This window comes from Actinomycetota bacterium, assembly GCA_013152275.1.
Classification (GTDB): domain Bacteria; phylum Actinomycetota; class Acidimicrobiia; order Spongiisociales; family UBA4744; genus BMS3Bbin01.
In genome coordinates, this window is sequence record JAADGS010000090.1 from 1 (window position 1) to 20,446 (window position 20,446).

18 protein-coding genes are annotated in these 20,446 nt (G+C 64.6%); 8 read left to right on the plus strand and 10 right to left on the minus strand.

The features are described from left to right. Nucleotides 1–588 precede the first annotated feature (588 nt). The 6 genes from GXP34_13615 (at nucleotide 589) to GXP34_13640 (ending at nucleotide 4,497) form a co-directional block, all read left to right on the plus strand. The gene (locus GXP34_13615; GenBank protein ID NOY57004.1) at nucleotides 589–726 is read left to right on the plus strand and encodes a helix-turn-helix domain-containing protein; all 138 of its coding nucleotides are present in this window, start codon (nucleotides 589–591) and stop codon (nucleotides 724–726) included. A 94-nt stretch (nucleotides 727–820) separates the two neighbouring features. Then, nucleotides 821–1,168: a hypothetical protein gene (locus tag GXP34_13620; GenBank protein NOY57005.1), complete on the plus strand. Its 348-nt coding sequence runs from the start codon at nucleotides 821–823 to the stop codon at nucleotides 1,166–1,168. Further along, complete coding sequence (locus GXP34_13625) at nucleotides 1,165–1,440, plus strand: hypothetical protein (GenBank protein ID NOY57006.1); 276 nt, start codon at nucleotides 1,165–1,167, stop codon at nucleotides 1,438–1,440. Before GXP34_13620 ends, GXP34_13625 begins: the two co-directional genes overlap by 4 nt. Before the next feature lie 599 nt (nucleotides 1,441–2,039). Then, nucleotides 2,040–2,558, plus strand: coding sequence for an OsmC family protein (locus tag GXP34_13630; GenBank protein NOY57007.1), 519 nt, complete (start codon nucleotides 2,040–2,042; stop codon nucleotides 2,556–2,558). A gap of 170 nt (nucleotides 2,559–2,728) precedes the next feature. Next, the gene (locus tag GXP34_13635; protein ID NOY57008.1) at nucleotides 2,729–4,015 is read left to right on the plus strand and encodes an O-acetylhomoserine aminocarboxypropyltransferase/cysteine synthase; all 1,287 of its coding nucleotides are present in this window, start codon (nucleotides 2,729–2,731) and stop codon (nucleotides 4,013–4,015) included. Next, nucleotides 4,012–4,497 carry a CoA-binding protein gene (locus GXP34_13640; GenBank protein ID NOY57009.1) on the plus strand — a complete coding sequence of 162 codons (486 nt, stop codon included), beginning with the start codon at nucleotides 4,012–4,014 and terminating at the stop codon, nucleotides 4,495–4,497. The genes GXP34_13635 and GXP34_13640 overlap by 4 nt, the downstream gene beginning before the upstream one ends. Before the next feature lie 712 nt (nucleotides 4,498–5,209). Here GXP34_13640 and GXP34_13645 read toward each other — a convergent pair. Further along, the gene (locus GXP34_13645) at nucleotides 5,210–5,824 is read right to left on the minus strand and encodes a TetR/AcrR family transcriptional regulator (protein NOY57010.1); all 615 of its coding nucleotides are present in this window, start codon (nucleotides 5,822–5,824) and stop codon (nucleotides 5,210–5,212) included. A gap of 89 nt (nucleotides 5,825–5,913) precedes the next feature. Here GXP34_13645 and GXP34_13650 point away from each other — a divergent pair, with 89 nt between their 5' ends. Next, a complete protein-coding gene (locus tag GXP34_13650; protein NOY57011.1) occupies nucleotides 5,914–6,627 on the plus strand; it encodes an ABC transporter ATP-binding protein in 714 nt (237 codons plus the stop codon). Nucleotides 6,628–6,656: 29 nt separating this feature from the next. Then, nucleotides 6,657–9,002 (plus strand): ABC transporter permease, encoded by a 2,346-nt coding sequence (locus tag GXP34_13655; GenBank protein ID NOY57012.1) that lies wholly within the window; start codon nucleotides 6,657–6,659, stop codon nucleotides 9,000–9,002. Between the two features lie 96 nt (nucleotides 9,003–9,098). Here the strand turns inward: GXP34_13655 and GXP34_13660 are convergent, their stop codons facing one another. The 9 genes from GXP34_13660 to GXP34_13700 form a co-directional block, all read right to left on the minus strand. Next, nucleotides 9,099–10,523 carry an aldehyde dehydrogenase gene (locus GXP34_13660; GenBank protein NOY57013.1) on the minus strand — a complete coding sequence of 475 codons (1,425 nt, stop codon included), beginning with the start codon at nucleotides 10,521–10,523 and terminating at the stop codon, nucleotides 9,099–9,101. Nucleotides 10,524–10,628: 105 nt separating this feature from the next. Beyond that, complete coding sequence (locus GXP34_13665; GenBank protein NOY57014.1) at nucleotides 10,629–11,687, minus strand: Gfo/Idh/MocA family oxidoreductase; 1,059 nt, start codon at nucleotides 11,685–11,687, stop codon at nucleotides 10,629–10,631. Continuing rightward, the gene (locus GXP34_13670) at nucleotides 11,687–12,472 is read right to left on the minus strand and encodes a sugar phosphate isomerase/epimerase (GenBank protein ID NOY57015.1); all 786 of its coding nucleotides are present in this window, start codon (nucleotides 12,470–12,472) and stop codon (nucleotides 11,687–11,689) included. Before GXP34_13670 ends, GXP34_13665 begins: the two co-directional genes overlap by 1 nt. Next, nucleotides 12,469–13,812: an aspartate aminotransferase family protein gene (locus GXP34_13675; protein NOY57016.1), complete on the minus strand. Its 1,344-nt coding sequence runs from the start codon at nucleotides 13,810–13,812 to the stop codon at nucleotides 12,469–12,471. Before GXP34_13675 ends, GXP34_13670 begins: the two co-directional genes overlap by 4 nt. Next, the gene (locus GXP34_13680) at nucleotides 13,805–15,562 is read right to left on the minus strand and encodes a thiamine pyrophosphate-binding protein (protein ID NOY57017.1); all 1,758 of its coding nucleotides are present in this window, start codon (nucleotides 15,560–15,562) and stop codon (nucleotides 13,805–13,807) included. The genes GXP34_13675 and GXP34_13680 overlap by 8 nt, the downstream gene beginning before the upstream one ends. Before the next feature lie 59 nt (nucleotides 15,563–15,621). Beyond that, on the minus strand, nucleotides 15,622–16,515 hold the full coding sequence (locus tag GXP34_13685) for a GntR family transcriptional regulator (protein ID NOY57018.1): 894 nt from the start codon (nucleotides 16,513–16,515) through the stop codon (nucleotides 15,622–15,624). After that, nucleotides 16,512–17,498 carry a methyltransferase domain-containing protein gene (locus GXP34_13690; GenBank protein ID NOY57019.1) on the minus strand — a complete coding sequence of 329 codons (987 nt, stop codon included), beginning with the start codon at nucleotides 17,496–17,498 and terminating at the stop codon, nucleotides 16,512–16,514. The genes GXP34_13685 and GXP34_13690 overlap by 4 nt, the downstream gene beginning before the upstream one ends. Beyond that, nucleotides 17,495–19,081 carry an NAD(P)/FAD-dependent oxidoreductase gene (locus GXP34_13695; protein NOY57020.1) on the minus strand — a complete coding sequence of 529 codons (1,587 nt, stop codon included), beginning with the start codon at nucleotides 19,079–19,081 and terminating at the stop codon, nucleotides 17,495–17,497. The genes GXP34_13690 and GXP34_13695 overlap by 4 nt, the downstream gene beginning before the upstream one ends. Beyond that, complete coding sequence (locus tag GXP34_13700; protein NOY57021.1) at nucleotides 19,069–20,364, minus strand: amidohydrolase family protein; 1,296 nt, start codon at nucleotides 20,362–20,364, stop codon at nucleotides 19,069–19,071. Before GXP34_13700 ends, GXP34_13695 begins: the two co-directional genes overlap by 13 nt. Nucleotides 20,365–20,446 lie beyond the last annotated feature (82 nt).

Here is a 20,446-nt window from a genome sequence, read left to right on the forward strand (position 1 = left end):
CAGCACCAGCAACTCGGCATCCGACACACGCCCATTCGTCAGATCCGCGGCATCAAGAGGCCGCCTCGAATCGCTCACCCTGTCCAGCTCATCGACCAAAGCGTGCGTCCCTCCTAACGAAGGCCACAAGATCCTCGCGGTAGACGCGACACGATAGCGACGGTCCCGAGTGACGTCGACCGTCCAGACAGTTACCCGGTTGAGCCCTAACACGACATGGCCTCTCCCAAGCGAGCTGCCGGCAGTCTTGCCCGTGCCATGATGCCCCAAGAGCCCATCCGGGCGCTGCGACAGCAGCTTCCTGATCTTCTCGGGCGAAACTTGTACATGCGCGAAGCACGACCACCGGCTTGACGTGTCTCAGATATCGAGCGGCTTCGGCAACCTGAATACCCGCTTGGATCGCGATCCAGCCGCAGTGTGCCGGAAGGTACCAGCGTGTTCATTCCGGAACGATCTGTCACCGATCTCCCCGGAATGAACAGACGCCCGATCGGAGCCGAGTTGGAGGTTTCTTGAAAAGGCCACTGGCACTCTGTTGAAAGGGTCACCGTCCAGGATTCGCTCACGGACAAGCTCGACCGCCCGCTGTCACCCGCAGAACTCGCCGACTACCTGCGCGTGCCGATCGCCACGATCGACGCATGGCGGCATCGCCGGCAAGGCCCACCAGGATTCCGGGCCGGACGGCATCTCCGTTACCGGCTCGCCGACGTGGAGCGGTAGATCACCGGACAACTCGAAGACACCAGCCGTCCCCACCGGTGAGGTTCGTCGGGCATACCTGAAACCAGGCCTCGACTGACCGACGGGAAGGATCATGGCACGAGGAGCGATCGACCGACGAGACAACGGCCGGTACCGGGCACGCTACGAAGCACCCGACGGGCGGTGGCGCAGCCGCACTTTCGACCGGAAGGTCGACGCGCAACGCTGGCTGGCCGACCAGCTCTCTCAACTCAACCGCGGCATGTGGATCGACCCCACCGCAGGGCAGGTCGCCTTCGACACCTACGCCCTGTCGTGGCTGGCCGCCAAGACCCGCATCAAGCCGAAAGCCCGCGGGGGCTACCGGTCACTACTCCGCTCCCGCATCATGCCCACCCCCGGACCCATCCGCCTCGCCACCATCGACCGGCGTTCGTCGGATCGTGGGTCCGGACCATGACCGACCACGGCCTGCCTGCATCGAGAATCCGCCGGGCCCACCAATGCCTGTCGGCCATCCTGGAACAGGCCGTCGCCGATGGCCTCATCGGCCGCAACCCCGCCCGCCGCGCCGAGCTTCCTCGGCTCGAAGAACCTGAGCACCGCTACCTCACCGCCGAACAGGTCGCCCGCCTCGACTTCGGTACCACCAAGACGCACCTCTTCGAAGGTGACCTTGGAGGCCGTGATGGACCGTCTCGACGACGAGATCGCGTCCACAACGCGCCCTGAGAGCGTCCTGGGCGAGGTTGTCGACCTTCCTCAGCAAGCACAAACCCCCCGCTGACCACGGGTTTCGTTGGCTCCGGAGGGTGGGACTCGAACTCACAACCTGCGGATTAACAGTCCGTTCCAGAAGTGACACCCGGCCCACCAGAAGGTGCGCGGATTCCCTGTGACTCGATGGTTCGAGTACCCACCTGTGGCCGCGACAGTGCACGACCGCTCGGCACATCGTGTTCCGAGAGGACCGTCGGTTCCGTGGTTCAGGACCGACCATCCGTCTCCCGAGATGCTGGGCGCCTACGCCCACCACGATGGTTGCGAAAGAACGCGGATTTGACATGTCGCCGAAGGAGCGCTTCACTCACCCGCCAACATGCCAACAGGTGTGACGCCGGATACGAGAGGAGCAGATAATGGGTAGCCCAGCACCCGCCTCGCTCGTTTCCGCGTGTGACTTCGTCATGTGTATGTGCATGCTCGGCTCTCGGGTGGCCCACCCGAGCGCACCTGCACTGCGCTCCTAGGAACTGCCACCGCCCGAGAGGTCCCTCCGGCGTTCCACTTCAACCGGATCGGTCATCCCGATCATATTGAAAAGGACTCACATGACGACATCAACCATTCCATTGAACGACGTCAACATCGAAGCCGTCGGCACTCTCGCACAAGCGATCCAGACCGAGCCCGCGAAGGGCAACACGACATGGAAGGCCTCTGTCTCCTGGGATCGAGGATTTCGGACAACCACCCGGATCGGGAACTTTGCACCCTTCGCAACAGATGAACCCGAGACACTCGGCGGCACCAATACCGCCCCCAACCCGGTGGAGCAACTTCTCGGTGCGCTCGGGTCGTGCCTGGCCATCGGGTACGCCGCAAATGCCAGTGTCGCGGGGATCCGCATCGACGACCTCCGAATCGATATCGAAGGAGAGCTCAACCTGGAAGTGTTCCTCGGCCTGCGACCGGGCAATGCCGGCTATGAGACGCTGCGGGCCACGGTCCACATCACCACCGACGCCGACGATGCCACCGTTGCCGAGCTTCACAACAAGGTTGTGTCGACGTCACCCGTAGGCCACACGTTGAGCCGGGCCGTCCCGCTCACCATCGAGCTTGCCTAGGAATCCTGGGGTCCGGATCCGTCGGGTCCGGACCCTGGCCCTACCCCGATAAGGACTATTGTGTTCTCCCTCGCCGTCGCATCGTGTGTCGCCCACCTGGGCATCGACTGCTGCCACAACGGTGGTACACGGGCTACGCTCGACGACGATCGATCCACCGGAGCGTGTTCATGACCGAAGATACCCACGATTACGGTTTCGCAACGAGATCCATTCACGCCGGTCAGCGGCCCGACCCTGAGACCGGTGCCAGGGCCATGCCCATCTATGCGACGACCTCCTACGTGTTCGACGATGCTCAGCACGCCGCCGACCTGTTCTCCCTCCAGACATTCGGCAACATCTACACGCGTATCGGCAACCCGACATCGGCGGCATTCGAGGAACGGATGGCGTCACTCGAAGGCGGCATCGGGGCGCTGGCGACCGCGTCGGGGCAGGCGGCTCAACTGATCAGCATTCTCACCCTGGCTCAGAAAGGCGATGAACTCGTCGCCTCGAGGTCACTGTACGGCGGCACCTATACCCAGTTCGATGTGACCCTGCGCCGGATGGGTATCGATGTCACCTTCGTGGATATCCACGATCCCGAAGCGATCGACAACGCGATCACGGACCGCACCAAGGCCGTGTATGCAGAGACGATCGGGAACCCGCGCGCCGATGTCCTCGATCTCGAAGCGGTGTCGGATGTCGCCCACGGCCACGGACTCCCCCTCATCGTGGACAACACGTTCGCCACTCCCTACTTGTGCCGGCCGATCGAGCACGGCGCCGACATCATCACCCATTCGGCCACGAAGTTCATCGGAGGCCACGGCGCCGTGATCGCCGGCTGCATCGTCGAGAGCGGTAGGTTCCCATGGGACAATGGCAATTTCCCTCTTCTCACCGACCCCTCCCCTGCCTACCATGACCTCCGGTTCTGGGAGAACTTTCGAGAGTATGCATACCTGACGAAGGCCCGCACCGAGCTGCTCCGCGACACGGGGGCTTCGCTGTCGCCATTCAACTCGTTCCTGTTGCTGCTGGGCCTCGAGACGCTGTCGCTTCGGATGAGACAGCACGTTGCCAACGCCAAGGCGGTCGCTCGGTTCCTGCGTGACCACGCCAAGGTCGCATGGGTCGGCTATCCGATCTTCGATGACAACGACTGGACGGTTCAGGCCCGGCGTTACCTGCCAGAGGGTCCCGGAGCCATCTTCACGTTCGGCCTCGTGGGAGGCTTTGCCGCCGGAGTCAGGTTCATCGAGAATGTCGAGCTGGCCTCTCACGTCGCCAACGTCGGCGATGCCAAGACGCTCGTCATCCATCCGGCCTCGACCACGCATCAGCAGGTACCCACGGACGAACGAGCGGCCATGGGAGTAGGTGACGACATGATCCGAATCTCGGTCGGGATAGAGGACATCGACGACATCCTGTGGGATCTCGGACGAGCACTGGAGGCGACATGACAACGGTCACCGTTCCCGAGGCAACACCCGCCGAGCGCCTGGACATCATCCGCAACGCCAAGTCCGTCGCCCTCGTGGGCGTCTCCGCCAACCCGATCCGCTCCTCGAACTTCGTCGCCGCCTACCTGGTACGCACCCGCTTTGATGTCTATCCCGTCAATCCCGCCTACGACGAGGTGCTGGGACTGAAGTGCTATCCGTCGCTGCGCGATCTCCCCCAGATCCCCGACGTGGTCGATATCTTTCGACGACCCGAAGCGATACCCGATATCGTCGACGAGGCAATCGAGATCGGAGCCAAGGTGGTGTGGTTCCAGCTCGGGTTGCGCCACGATGAGGCTGCCCGCCGAGCCCTCGATGCCGGCCTCCAGGTCGTTCAGGACCGGTGCCTGAAGATCGAGCACGCCCGGTGGCACGGCGGACTCCATCTCGGCGGATTCGACACCGGCATCATCTCGAGCAAACGACATCGTCCAATCTGAGCCAAGTCACGGTCGACACGTGGAGCCTCGAGTCCGGTCCAGATCGAGAGCGGGCCATCCGGTGTTGCAGAGGCCCGCTGCGATGCCGTTGGCCGACAGTACCCAAGGTGAAAACAGGTGGTCGTGATCTGTGTTCCGTGCACGCACCACGACGTTCATGGAGTGTGTCCACGAACGTGGCACTTGAGAAGTCCGATCGAGGGTGCCCGCCGTTGGTGACCACTCATCGGGTGAGCATCGTAACCGATATCGGATGCCGTGTTGGGGTTCGGAGGCCGTGGCGATCGATGTGTGCGTCGCGAACCTCCGGCATCTTGGCGCGGAAACGCGAATCCAACGAGTAGTCGTTCCACGACGGCCTTTCCGGCCTTCCGCCGGCAGCTACCAGATGGTCTCGCCCCCTCACCGGTGAGCGGAGGATCCAGTCTCCAACGTGTGCGTCAGGACGAATCATCTCTTTGCAGGCCACGCGCGTTCACCTGCTGGAGAAGAAGTTGGAGGATGCCACCATCTCGGCCGCCGACTCGCACCTCGTTCTCCGTGTGACGATGAACGCAGCAGTCCGACACGACATCGCTCTCCCCCGGCGTCATCTCGCTCATCGCAGACGATGCACGTACGCGATCGACGCCTCCACCTGCCCCGGGCGAACGGAGAGCCCTCGACGTGACATGCATCCATGACCGCACGGTGCCCGCAGCCGGGAACCTCGCTACGAAGCTCCGAGTCCGTCGAACACGAGCCTGAACTGCCGCCGCACGATTGCCTTCACATCGCCTGGCGTGGTGTCGGGGACCGACATGTAGGTGAGCATCGCCACGGCGATCACGGAGAACAAGAGGTTGGCCGCATCACCGGGATCGACATGCTTCGAGGCGAGGCCGGCTCCCTGCAATCGCTCGAAGGCATGTGTGATCTGCAAGATGGCCCTGTCGTCGATGGACACCAGGTCATCCAGCAGGTCCGAGTGGGCAGGGTGGAATCCGGAGCGAAACACATCGGTGAGCACCTGTGGCCCCAACGCCGTTATCCCATCGACATATACGGCGATCGCAGGCATCAACGCATCGACAGGATCGTCCGCGGTCAGATCGACGGCGTCACTCGCCGCGGACCAGGTCTCTTCCACATCGACCGTGACAACCGCCCCAAGGATGGCGTTCTTCGTGCCGAAGTAGTTGTACACGGTTCCGGGAGAGACGCCCGCAGCCGACGCGATCATCTCGATCGTCGTGGCCGCATGGCCACGTTCGGCGAAGCATCGCGAAGCCGCCGAAACGATGGATTCGAAGGTTCGGCGCTTGTTCTCCTCTCTGATGCCCGACACCGTCTCCACCACCCGGTTGAATCCGAATTTTGTAGTGACTACATTAATCGCCGACTTGTTCCTGTCACCACAAGTGAAACGAGGATAGCGTGAACCAACCGGCAGTCGTTGCACAAGGCCTGACAAAGGTATACGGCGAGGGACAAGCGGCGACGACGGCTCTTGACGACGTGTCGTTCTCGATCGAGACAGGCGAATTCGTTGTGTTGCTGGGTCCCTCAGGTTCGGGAAAGACCACGCTGCTCAACCAGATCGGTGCGCTCGAGGGACCCACCTCGGGCAGCCTGAAGGTGAACGGGTTCGAGATCGCAGGTATGTCGGCCAAGGAGCGTACCGAGTACCGCAGGTCGACGATCGGATTCGTGTTCCAGTTCTACAACCTCGTGCCCACCCTGACCGCACACGAGAACGTGGCACTCATCGCCGAGATCACGGGCACCGACCCGGATGCTCGCTCTCAGGCGGTGCTCACCAAGGTTGGCCTCGCCGACAGGGCGGAGCATTTCCCGGGCGAGATGTCGGGAGGCCAACAACAGCGGGTGGCGATCGCCCGCAGCATCGTGAAGGACCCGCCCCTGCTGCTGTGCGACGAGCCCACGGGCTCGCTCGATCTCGAGACCGGTCGGACCATCCTCGAACTGCTCAAATCCACGACCGAGGGCGCCGACAGGACGGTCTTCCTCGTCACACACAACTCGACGATCGCCGAGATGGCCGACCGAGTCATACGACTACGTGACGGCAGGATCGTCGGCGTCCAAGCGATCGCGGATCCGGTACCTGCTTCGGAACTTCGCTGGTGAGTTACCTCGCACGTAAGCGTCGCAGAGACATGCGTCGCCGTCGACGGCAGTTCCTTGCGGTCGGCGTGACGGTCGTCATCGGCGTCATGATGTTCGCCGCAACCTACGACTCATACCGGAACCTCGAGGTCAGCTACCAACGGACGTACGATCGACTTGCGTTCGCCGACATGACAATCACCGGAGGCGACGAGAGTCTGGCCGCCTCCCTCGCAGCGATCCCCGGCGTGCGGGCGGTCACGGTGCGCCACACCGCCGATCTCCCGGTCACGATCGGTGCGGCAACGCTTCGCGGGCGATTCATCGGTATGCCGACAGACGAGCAACCCGATGTCGACAAGATCCAGGTCCAACGAGGTTCCTATCTGCTTTCGGGTGGCGCCAACGAAGCGATCGCCGAGGACCACATCGCCAACACCTACGGGCTCCAGATCGGAGACCCGTTGACCGTGGCCGTCGGGCAGAAACAGAAGTTCACGATCACCGGTGTCGCCGTGTCGGCCGAGTACCTGTGGCCTGCACCCAGCACGCAGGAAAGCTTCATCGACCCAAAGCAATTCGGCGTCTTCTTCGTAGACGAAGAACTCCTGAAGCAACTTCCCCAGTCGGTCGCCGTCCGCCAAACGCTCGTGCTGTACGACAAAGGCGTCGTCACGAAGGACGTCGACGCCGCCGTACGCGCTGCGGCCACGCGAGCCGGCGCCACGAACATCCTCACCCGAGCCGACCAGCCCTCCAACAAGGCCCTCCAACTCGACGTCGACATGTTCGCCCAAATGGCCATTGCATTTCCGATCCTGTTCCTCACCGCTGCAGGCATGGCCGTGTACGTGCTCCTCACGCGCATCGTGTTCGCCCAACGCTCGATCATCGGTACGCTTCGCGCCTCAGGCATGTCGGCACGGGCCCTCCGACGCCACTACCTCGGCTACGGACTGCGGGTCGGAACTGTCGGGGCGATCGTCGGTGTCATCCTCGGTGTTGCCTTCGGCGCGTGGATGACGGGCCTCTACACGCGAACACTCGACATTCCAGACACCATCGTCAGGATCAGGCCGATCACGATGTTCATCGGACTGACGTTCGGGATCGTGATGGGAGCGGTATCGGCATGGATCCCTGCACGAGCCGCATACCGGATCCCACCGGCCGAGGCGATGCGAGGGATTACTCCGTCGACGTCGGGCGGCGAGAGCCTCATGGAACGGATCCTCCCGCGCGTATCGCGTCTTCCCGTGAGAACCCGGATGACGCTCAGGGGCATCGGACGGGCAAAACGGCGAAGCCTCACCACCGTCCTCGGCGTAGTGCTCGCCCTGATCCTGATCGTCGCGGCAGGTGAGATGCTCGTCACGACCAACCACCTGATCGCCAAGCAGTTCAAGGAGATCACTCTTCAGGATGCATCCGTGATCGTGGACAAACCGGTCGACAAGGAACTGCTCGCCGCCATCGATGCCGTGCCGGGCGTGGCCGGCGCCGAGCAAGTCGCCGGCTTCGATGTGTCGATCACCCGTGACGGCACCACGTTCGCGACCACGCTTCAAGGATTCGAGGACAACACACAGATGCACGGATGGACGAATCCTTCGGGGGCTCTTCCTCCCTCCGGGATGCTCGCCGCCAAACTTCTGAAAGACCGCCTGGGCCTCTCCCCGGGCGACCGGATCACCATCAGCATCCCAGCACAGGACGTCTCGATCGAGCTCGAGCTCGTCGGGTTCGTCGACGAGCCTCTCGGGACTCCCCTCTACGCACGGCATGACGTGATTGCCAAGGCACTACGCGAGGCGGGTGTCGACGACCCGGAGACCGTCATGGCCGAACCGACGGTCGCCACCGTGATGACGAGATTCGACCCGGCGGCCGGCCGCACGGCCACACTTGCGGCGTTGAAGAACATCCCGGGCGTGGTCTATGTGGAGGATTCCCGAACGCTCTTCAACGTGATAAAGGAAGAATTCTCGTTGTTCGACACGTTCATCGGGATCATGTTCATCTTCGGTAGCGTCATGGCATTCTCCCTGATGTTCAACACGATCTCGGTCAACGTCGCGGAACGGTCGACCGAGTTCGCGACCCTCAAGGCCAGCGGCATATCGGACAGAACGATCGCGTGGATGATCGTGGGTGAGAATCTGTTACTCACCGCAGCCGGAATCATCCCGGGTATCGTCCTCGGCGTCTGGATCTCGGGCCTGCTGATGGCAACGTTCAACAGCGACGCCTTCAACTTCGAGCTGACGACACGTCCTCTGACGCTTCTCCTCGCAGCAGTGTCGATACTGGTGATAGCGCTACTGTCGCTGATTCCCGGGATTCGATCGATCAAACGGCTGGACATCGCGGCCGTGGTCCGCGAGCGATCCGTCTAAACAACAACCCGCCGTTCTCGTGACGCTTCACAGGAATAATCCCACCCAGGCGTCACGAGAACGGGAATGAGGGACGGCCATCCACTTCGTGTCTCGCTACGCCTCGTAGATCGCCTGCAGTTCCGAGTAGAAAGCCAACGCGACCACACCCTGTTCCCTCCACCCATAGCCACTGGCCTTCATTCCCCCGAAGGGCGCATGTAGCTCGACACCGGAGGTGGGGCGATTCACAACCACGACGCCGGCCTCGATCTCTGCTTCGAATCTCGCTGCCGACGCGAGACTCGCGGTGTGGATGGCGGCCGACAAGCCGAACGGGGTTGCGTTGGCGCTGGCGATCGCATGATCGAGATCGCGAACCGCCTCCAGCACCAAGACCGGGCCGAACACCTCGTCGCAGCCGAGGTCGACGTCGGCGGGCACACCGGCCACGATGGTCGGCACGACGACGCCGCCATCACCCTCCGCACCCCCACAGATGAGCTCTGCCCCGGCTTCGACCGCCTCGCGAATCGACGCCCTCACGGCATCGGCGGCGCTCCGGCTGATGAGGGGCCCGACCAAGGTGGATCGATCGAGGGGATCTCCGGGGACCATCCGTTCGGCGGCCCCCGACAAGAGTGATCGAACATGGCCATACACGGAGTCTTGAATGAGCGCCCTCCGGGTGGCGGTGCACTTCTGCCCTGCGTAGCCGAACGCCCCCGAGGCCACCGCCGCAGCCGCCGCCTCCAGGTTGGCGTCGGCGAGGACGATTGCCGGGTTCCGACCCCCCAACTCGGTCTGTATGCGGATGCCCCTCTCGGCGCAGGCCACCCGCAGCACCCGACCAACCTCGACAGAGCCCGTGAAGCTCACCCCGCGGATGTTCGGATCGCCCACCAAAGCATCTGCAACGACGGATCCCCTGCCCGTAACGAGCGCAACCAATCCGTCGGGGATCGGCGCCTCCTCAACGCATTCCATCAGTACGGTCGCCACGCCGGCACCGGCGGTGGCCGGCTTGAGAACCACGCCGTTCCCGGCGACGAGCGCGGGCGCCATCTTCCACGCCGGAATGGCCAGCGGGAAGTTCCATGGCGTTATGAGACCCACGACGCCCAGGGGCCGCCGTCGACTGAACACTCGCATCGACGGAACCGGGCCTTGGAGAACCTCGCCGGTGCCGATGCGAAGCATGCTCGCATAGAACCGGAAGATGGCGACAGTCCGGGCCACCTCACCTTCTGCCTCAACGATAGGTTTGCCAACCTCCCGTGCCAGAAGGGGAGCAAGGTCATCTCGCCGCTCGAGCTCGTCCGCGATCGAGCGAAGTGCCAACTCCCGATCCGCCAGCGGGAGCGCGACCCATTCTCTCTGTGCATGAACCGCGGTCTCACATGCCAGCGCGACATCCTTCCGAGAAGCCTCCCGCACGGCTTTGAGAGGCTCCCCCGTCCAAGGCTCGGTGCGCTCGATGAGAGCGCCACCTTCGGAGGACCAATCGTGGATACGACTGTTGATAACGGCTGCTCGTGTCACACTACGCTCCAATCTGGCCTGCTTGCTCGGTTCCTGCTCGTCCCTTCGAATCCCGCCGGTCTGTGTCCTGCCGAGCGATGGATGCGACAACGTGGCTCTCGGTGGCTATCCCATCACTTCAGGCGGCAGGGAGATCCGAGATCTCTGTGGTGATGACCTCCTTGACAGGTCGAATCGGCTCGAGTCGATTTCAACACGGATTCCTTCTCGCGCGGAGGCGTAGGCGGCTTCGATGATCTGCACGATCCGGCGGCCGTCGGCACCTGTCACCGGAGGCTCCGTCCCGTTCGCCACCGCGGCACAGAACGCGTCCACGGACACCTTGACCGACCCGGCCCAGTCGTTGGCCGAATCACGCTCCGTCCAGGTGCCGTTGCGCCACACCCGGAGAGCCGGGCCGGTGGCAAAGCCTTCGAAAAGGGCCTCACATCCGGCCACTCGGGCGATCGCCTCGGTGCCGACCACCTCGATCTGATCGTCGAACAGGCCGGCCGGGCCCCCATAGGTCGCATCGATCGTGCCGATCGCACCCGTGGCGAACTCGAACAGGATCGAGTATCGGTCCTCACTTCCCGGACGGTCCATCACTGCAGTGACGGCGGTGATCGGCCCTCCCAGCGCCTCGAGTACGTAGACGCGGTGAACCCCGGCGTCCATGAGGAGACCACCGCCGGCCTGAGCGGGGTTCGATCGCCATCCACCGTACTTGCCCCCGATCGCAAGCCTCGCCCGGATCGTCAGCACGTCCCCGAGATCCCCCCGCTCGAGCATTCCGGCGAGCCTACGATGCGGCTCATAGAACAACTGGTTGTGCGACACTCCGACACTGCGACCTGCGTCCGCTGCGACGGCCAGGATCTGGTCGCACTCGGCAACGGACATCGCCATCGGCTTCTCGAGCAATACGTGCCGTCCGGCCGCCAGGGCCCGTAACGCGTGGGACGCATGGAGGTGGTGTGGCAGGCAGATATCGACAACCTCGATGTCATCGTCTGCGAGCAACTCGTCGAGCGACGAGGCCACCCGCCCATCGCCCCGAGACCGTTCCATGAGATCCGCATCGAGATCGCAGACAGTCACCGGTCCAACATGTGCCGATTCGCGCAGTCCGGCGAGATGGACCTGGCCGATCTCCCCGAGACCGATCAGGCCGACACCCACCATCAGGCGGCTCCCGGGACAAGGGCGCGCACCTGGTCCATCGCGAGCCGCGCCGCCGCGACGGGGTCGTTTCCGAGCACCTGGTCGAGGTACCGATAGGCCTCGAACTCGACCGAGAGCGGGCCCGTGTACCCGGTGTCATCGAGCGCCGTGAAGAACTCCGGCCACGGCACCTTGCCTTCGCCGAGCAGACAGAACAGGAAGTCCTCGCCCTCTATGCCCGGCGCTCCGAACGCGTCCTTGAGGTGGACGTGGACGATTCGATCGCCTACCTCACGTACGAAACCGGGGATGTCGTCATTCTCCATCACGAAGTGGCTCGGATCGAAGTTGACCGCGCAGGGAACCTCGGCAAGCACCCTGCGCATCGTGGCCGCGTCGTGGGCCAGGGTGCCCCAACAGGGCTCCAAGGCAACCTTCACACCGAGAGGCTCGGCGTAGGCGCAGGCGGCCTCCAGTGCCCGGAGCGAGTCGGTCCAAGCGGCTTCATCGTGGCGCGCCGCGGCGCCGTCCTCCCACAGGTTTGGGCCGGTGAGCACGTTGACCGTCGGCACACTGCGCCGCGCGGCCACGTCGATCGCCGACTTGGTGCGCTCGAGTCCGCCGACGGGGTCCGTGACCAGATCTTGCTGGCACGCGATGGCACACGCCGGTTCGACGAAGTCGTCGATGTGCGCCATGGTCCACTCGATGCTGTCGTAGCCCGCTCCGGTGATCGCCGCAGCGACCTCATCGGCCGGCATCGTGGCAAAGCCGATCTCGGCAAGGAACGCGATGGGGCGTCTCACGACATCGCCCCCGCATCGGTGAGCGCGGCCTCGAAGCGATCGACCATCTCCATGAGCTCGTCCCGCGTCGAGTTGACTGCCGGTTTGAGCTTGATCGTGTTACCGAGGTTGCCGAACACCGGGCCGGTGCGCCCTACCATCAGGCCTCGGTCGAGAGCGGCCTGGACGACCTCCGCGGCCTTCTCGAAGGCAGGCTCGCGGGTGGTCTCGTCCTCGACCAACTCGATGCCGATCATGAGGCCCTGCCCCCGCACGTCGCCGATGAAGCCGGAACGCTCCTGCAGGTCGCGAAGACGGTCGACGATGATCGCCCCCATCTCCTGAGCGTGTGCCGGCAGATCTTCCTCCTCCATCACCTCGATCATGGCGATGGCTGCAGCGCACGACACGGGATGACCGGACATCGTGAAGCCGTACTCCCATGCTGCCAGGTTGGCGTATTCGGGTGTTGCCAGGGTCGCGGACACGGGGAACCCGCCGCCGATGGCCTTGCCGAGCACGATCATGTCGGGCTCGATGTCGTAGTTCTCGCTCGCGAACATCGGGCCGCATCGGCAGAACGCGCCCTGAACCTCGTCCACGATCAACGGTACTTCTCGGTCTTTGCAGATCTCGGCAACCCGCTCCATATACCCGTCCGGAGCGGGAATCATGCCGCCGTTCGCCTGGAAGGTCTCGACGATCACGCCCGCGGGCTTGTGGGTGTGCGCCCGCTCCAGCGACCAGTCGATCAACTCGGCGCATGCCAGCCCGCAGCGTTCACGCTCGAGATTGAGCGGACAGCGGTAGCAGTAGTACTGCGGCACCCTGATCTGGCGTTTCAGGTAGCTGTCCAATCCCTTGTTGGAGCCCTCGTACATGCCCGGATACACGTAGCTCAACGGGATCGTCCCGAACGTCCTGCCGTGGAACGCCCCGTCGAGGCACACGAAATCGGTGCCTTCGGTCGTCCGCATCGCCATGTGCATGGCTCCCTCCACGGCCTCACCTCCCGAGAGGGCGTACAGCGTCTTCGAAAGGTCGCCCGGTGCCAGTGCCGCCAGCTTCTCGGCGAGCCGCGTTCGCGTCTCGGACTCCCACACCGGCGTCGTGTATTCCGTATTCCCGATCTGCTCCAGCACCGCCGCACGGATCTTCGGATGGTTGTATCCGAGGTTGACCACCCATTCACCGGAGATGGCATCGAGGTATTCTCTCCCGTCTGCAGCGGTAACCCACACACCCTGGGCCTTGGCGATGCCGATCGGCTCATCGCCCATGCTCTTGAGTACGTACCGCCGAGAGACCTCGCGGAGCTCTTCGTAGGATCCGTAGAACCGCAGCAGCGATTCCTCACCCATCGCTCGCTCCTCCGAGATACGCCGGCTTCGGCAGATCCCAATGCCCGACGTTGATGTTCTCCGTGTCGGCAGGATCCCGGCTGAGACGGAAGTCGATGAGGTATGGACCCCCGCTCGCCTGGGCCCTCCCGAGCGCCGCGTTCACCTGCTCCACTTCGGTGACCGTCTCGGCCTCGCACCCCATGGCCCGGGCGACTCCGGCGAAGTCGATCGGATTCGACGACCCGTCGGCCTTGACGAAGTCCACGGCCACCGGCCGCTCCTCACCGAACATGCCGCGCTGGAAGTCACGGATCGACACCCAACCGGCGTTGTTCAGACAGGCGATCACGACTGGTACGCCCAACTCGGCCGCAAGGTGCAGCTCCTGCACCGTCTGCAGCAGGTCACCGTCACCGGCGAGAGCGACGACGGGGTACTCGGGCTTCCCGAGCTTGGTGCCGATCGATGCCGGGAGCGTGTACCCCATTGTCGAGTAGCCGCCGGGCGACAACCACGGCTCGAACACCGGAAACTCCTGAAAGGCCTGGATCTGGGGATGACCGGCCGACGCGATCGCGATCGTCTCACGCGGCATGGCATCCCGGATCATGGCGAGGACCCGGCTCATCGACAGGGTGTCCTCACGCCAACGGGCACGAACCATCTTCCACCACTCCTCGGTACGCCCCTGCACCTCGGCGACGTAGTCTCCACGGTCAGCCCGCCCGCCCGCGAGGCTCTGCACCGCATCCAGCAGATCGGCAAGACCGGTCTTCGCATCACACACGATTCCGACCGCGACGGGGTAGTTCTTCCCGATTTCGTATGGATCGATGTCGAGGTGCACGAGTTTGGTCGGTGGTATGTTGAATGATTTGCCCGGAACATACGATGAGGCCGTCTGCTCGGCGAAGCGCGTTCCGACGGCAAGAATGACATCTGCTGCGGCGGTGAGCGCATTGCCACACGACGTGCCACACGCACCCGTGTGTTGGGCGCACAACGCGTGATCCTCCGGGAAGATGCCCTTGGACATCATCGTCGTCACGACCGGTGCCTGCAGGTACTCGGCAAGGGCTCGCAGTTCTGCCGCAGCATCGGCACGCACACATCCTCCGCCGGCGAGGATCACCGGCCTCTTGGAAGAGATGAGCAACCGGGCCGCCCGTTCGACTTCCTGAGGATCGGGCCGCACTCTGCCCGCAGGCCGCCGCTCCACCGGCAGCAGAGCCTCGGCCTCGACGGCAACCGACTGGACGTCCATGGGCATCTCGACGTGCACGGGGCCCGGCCGCCCGGTGAGCGCTTCATTGAAGGCCCTGGCGATGATCGACGGAACCCGGTCGCCACGATGGGCCACGAAGCTGCGTTTCACCACGGGACGCATCAGATTCGAGAAATCTGCATCGGCGTGCCGCTCGATCTCCTGCAACACCCCGGTGCCCTCCATGTAGGTCTGCGGACCACCGGTGACCGCCACCACCGGAATCGAATCGACGAACGATGTCGCCAACCCGACGATCGTGTTCACCGACCCCGGACCGATCGAGGTGACCGTGGCGAGCGGAGAGCCACTCGCCCGACAGTAGGCGTCGGCAATATGGGCAGCCGACTGCTCGTGTCTGGACTTCACCAGGGTGATGTCACTCCCGCGATCCTTCAGTGCGTCAAAGATACTCATGTTCCCGTGCCCGGGAATACCGCACACATACGGCACTCCCTCTGCGATGAGGTAATCGGCGAAGATCTCGCCGCCCGTCTTCGGCATGTCACTGTCCTCCTTCAGATGCCGTTCACATCACCATCGATGCCCTGCCCTGCGCGTTGTCACCTCCCCGCCGCCGCCGCGACCCGGCCCGCAAACGTCGCCGCCGAACCAGGATCCAACTCCCAATCGATGACGATCTCCTTGCGAACACCGACCAGAAGATCGCCATCGATCGCAATGGCTCCCGGATGAACGAGGACATCCACGCCCTCGAACGGCGCATCGCCGTCGAGATCCGGTGCGAGGATCGTCCCCGCGTAGTACTGACTCACCAGCGCCCTCACCCGCTCCACCCCACGCGGGGTCGGAGCCACCACCGCCGCAACGGCCGACGGCGAGATCATCGCCAACTGGCGCAGCACAGAGCGCGGTGGGATGAAGTTCAGATCGACGACCCGGTTGAGATCACATGACAGCTCCGCGAGATCGGCCAGGTGGAATACCGGAGTCGCCACGACATCGATCTCGTCCGCCCATCCAGGCGTCAGCTCGTCGAAGAGCAACGGCCTCAGGGCGACACCGGTGGTGTTCTCGACCAGCGGAGTCATGTGGTCCAGGTCGTATCGGTTGCACTCGACGAACGCCACTGCACCGACACCCCTCCCGCCGACCGCGAGCGCGGACTCGAACAGCTCCTGGATCCGCGCCGGACCGAGGCCGGCGCGCCGGGCGGTGAGGACGGCATCGCGTACGACGCGCTCCACCTCGTCATGGCCGAGTTCGGGGGCTGCACCGGCGTTCACCAGGAAGGCCCCGCGTCGCGGTTCCGTCCGCACCAGGCCGTGACGCGACAGCCGCCGGATGGCACGATTCACCGTGCTCGGGTTCGATCCGAGCTCCTCGGCGAGCACCCGGCACGACGGCAACTTCGCGCCGACCTCGATGATGCCTGCACCGATCCGTTCCAGCAGGGCAACATAGACCTCGTCGACACCCGCAACTCGAACGTTCATGCCACCCTCCCCATCAGGAGTGTGACGGGCTCGGGAACCTCCACGGCACGGACTTCCTGCAAACCCGCCGCCTCGAGCATGGACCGCAGCGTCGCGAGCGGATAGGCGGCGCCACCGGTCTCGACACGCATCATCACATCGAACAAGGGTCCGAAGGCGCCCGGCCCCACATCCCCGGCGAAGTCGTTCACGACGACGGTGCCCCCCGAACGCACCGCCGAGCAGACCCTGCGGAGCAGATCGACCCCTTCCTCCTCGGACAGGTCGTGGACCATGTGTGAGACGAGGGCGGCGTCGACGCTGCCGGCATCGACTCCGCACGATGGGGCCGTCATCACGTCGACTGCGATCAACTCGATGGACACGTCCGGGAGCGTGTTCAGACGCCGCTCCAACGCTTCGATCACCGGCGGCAGGTCCACCAGCACGACGGCCGAGCCCGCCTCGGCGAGGCGGAACGCGAAATACCCGAAACCACCGCCGACGTCGAGGACCCGCCGGCCGGGTGCAAGCTCGGGGAGGTCCCACGGTCTGGGACCGGTGTGCTCGGCGAGGACGTTCAGTGCATCGAGGAACATGTGTGCGGTCGCCGGATCGGAGGCGAGGCGGCTCTTCCACGGTTCGAGTGCCGGCCGGCCCGTTCTCACCACGTCGCCGAGTGACAGCCAGGCCCTGGCAAAGTACTCCTCCTTCTCGATCACCAAAGCGAGGTCCCGGCCACCTGCCATGTGGGCGGCGACGAAGGGAGTGGTCGCGAAACGGCCACCATCCTCGACGGCGAGACCGATACCGGCGAGGGAGCGCAGCAGTGCTCCCAGGGCTGCGGCATCGACTCCGATGGTCGCCGCCATGTCGGCAACGTCGCACGGCTCACTGGTCAGGTTCTCGAACACGCCGAGGCGTCGTGCCGCCATGACCACCATGGCGGGCTGATACCCGGTGAGTAGGTCGATGAACCCGAAGACGTCGGTAATCTCGCTCACGCGCTCCTCCTCATTGATCGATATAGGCCGAACGCGTCCCAGAGTCCCTTGATCTCCCGTCGCCATCTGCTCACGCGACGCGGAGGTGCTCCCAGATCGGCAAGTAGTGCCTGCGCTGCGTTGCGACCCGGCAGCCCTGAGACTCCACCGCCCGGGAAGGTCCCGGCCCCCGTCAAGTAGAGCCATGGTAGTTCGGTCCGATACCCGCGGGCCCCCGGCGGACGCCAATCGAACAGCTGATCGAGTGTGAGGTCGAGGTGGTTCGGGTTTCCTCCCGGAGCGCCGATACGCCGCTCCCAGCCGGCCGGGCCGAGGACTCTCCGGTCGACCGTGATCGGTCGAAGGTCGATGCCGGTGATCCGTGCGAACCCGTCGAGAACGCCGTCCACGGCCTGCTCCTCGGCCGCTCCATCCCAGGAGCGATCGCGTAGCCGCACCGGAACGAAGGCCGAGAGCCATACCGTACCCCCTCCGTCGGGCGCCGCGGTCGGGTCGAGCACCGATGGGGCTGCCCACATCATCGCAGGACTGCCGGGCATACGGCCGGCGATGATCTCCCCAAAGGAGGTGTGTAGCGAGTCGGACCGTTCCTGGAGCAGCCACAAGGCGGCATCTGCGTCTCCGCCCACGATCGTCGCCGGAGCCGACAGCGCCAGATCTATCTTGAGTTCCCCGATATTGAGGGCACCCGACTGCACGGCCTCGGCGGCCGACCGCAGGGTCGGAGGCGGATCACCCAGCAGGTGCACCGTACGGCGGATGTCGAGCGACGACATCACGCGGCGAGCCGCCACGAACTCTCCGTCCTCGAGACGGATCACCGCTCCCTCCGCCGTGGAATCGATGCCAACCACTCTGGCGTTGGTCCGCAGCGTGCCACCCGACGCCTCGAGCGCGGAAGCGATGGCATCGATGAAGGCACCCGCCCCGCCCCTCGGACGGTGGCTCCTGCTGCCGTGAGAGCCGGGCAACATCAGGGCGAACAGCCCGGTCCCGGGGAGCCATGGCGGCAGTTGGCCGTGAGCCCCGTACATCGCCACGGCACCGGCAAGGTGTCCGTCGCGGATGCGACGCCCGATCACCGATTCGGCGGATGAAACGAGCAGCCGGGCGAGATCAACGTCGGTCGAGAGCGACTCCGCGAGCCTGATGACCTCGCCGAAGGCGGGCACGCCGGGGAGAGCGTCGAACGCGTCGACCGCGCGCGCCGCCAGGTCTGCAAAGGACCGGTAGGACTCACGGTCGGCCCGCCCGATCCCGCCCCACCCATCGATGGTCGCTTCGAGGTCGGAATGGAACAGCAAGCGGGCACCATCGCCGAATCCGGCACCGACGAGGATCTCACGATCGAGCAGGTGCAGTCCGTGATCGGTGAGGTGCAGGTCGGCGACGACGTCGTCGATCATCGTCAGGTCCACGGCCCCCCGTTCGAGCCGGTGTCCGCTGTCGAGTGCCTCCGTCCAGATACATCCGCCGGCGTCATCATTGGCCTCGAGGACCTCGACGTCGAGTCCCGCGGCCGCCAGATAGGCGGCACACACGAGGCCGTTGTGGCCTCCGCCGATAACGGCTACATCTCGCACAACCTGGACATCCCCTCCGCCACGAGCCCGGACTCCCTCGCCAGGGTCTCGGCGAGGGGCCTGCATCGGGCGATCTGCTCCAATTCGTCGACGGTCGTCGGCACTCCCTCCGTGAGGAGCCGTCTCCCGTCGACCCACACATCCGATACCGAACGCGGGCTCGTGCAGTATGCGATCTGCTGGTACGGATCGTGGATGTTGGCCAGCTCCGCCGTTCCACCGAGGAGTACGACGTCGGCCCGCTTCTCCGGTTCCAGACTGCCGATACGGTCCGCAACCCCCAGCGCCTCGGCTCCACCGATCGTCGCCATTCGCAGTACCTCGGGCGCGGTCAGTGACGCAGGGTCGAGCCGGTCGACCTTCTGCAGCAGTGCCGTCATCTTCATGACCTCGAGCATGTTCTGGGAGTCGTTCGATGCCGCGCCGTCGGTACCGAGCCCGAGACGCAGACCGGCGGCCCGAAGCCTGGGCACGCAGCTCACTCCCGATCCGAGGATCATGTTGGCGACCGGGTTGTGGACGCCGGCGGTGTCATGAGCGGCGAGTAGCTCGATATCGCCCTCGGAGAGCCAGATGAGGTGGGCGGCGATGACCTCGAGATCGAGCAGACCGATGGCCGCCGCCTGTTCGATGCTGTTCCTGCCCCAGCGAGACCGCGCCTCGACGATCTCCTCGCGGACCTCTGCCAGATGGGTGTGTACCGGCCAGCCCCGCTCGGATGCCGTGGCAACGGCAGCCTCGAGCAAAGGGTCACTCGATCCCAGCATCGTCCCGACACCCATCCGGAAATCGAGCAACTCGGCCCCTGCAGCCGCCTCATCGAGTGCCAGGTGCTCCTCGATGGCGGCCTCCACCGTGAATCGACGACCTCCAAAAGGATCGAAGGCGTCCTCTGCCCCGAAGGCGACCATGCCGCGAAGTCCTGCCTCGGCGAGGCCCTCGACGACCCCGAGACTGGCGAACGAGCCCGGGTGGTAGTGATGGAACATGTCGTTGACACAGGTCACACCCGAGTGGAGCAACTCGGCCGCCTTCAGAAGGGAGCCCTCCCTGGCCATCTCTTGCGTGAGCACCGCGCCCGCCGGAGTGACCACGCGCGTGCCCCACTCGAACAACGTCAGGTTGGACCCCATCCCCGGGATCAGTGCCTCGGAGAGATGGGTGTGCGCATTGACCAGACCCGGGATGACCACGCCCGTGCCATCACCGATGACGGTGACACCGGGATGCGCCCTTCGTACGTCCGCATAGGAGCCGACCATGGCGATCGCGCCGTCGCGCATCAACACGGCGCCGTCGCGAACCTCCCCGATCGGACCGGACGTGAGCACCCAGGCCCCGCGCACGAGCACGTCTTCGCGTGCC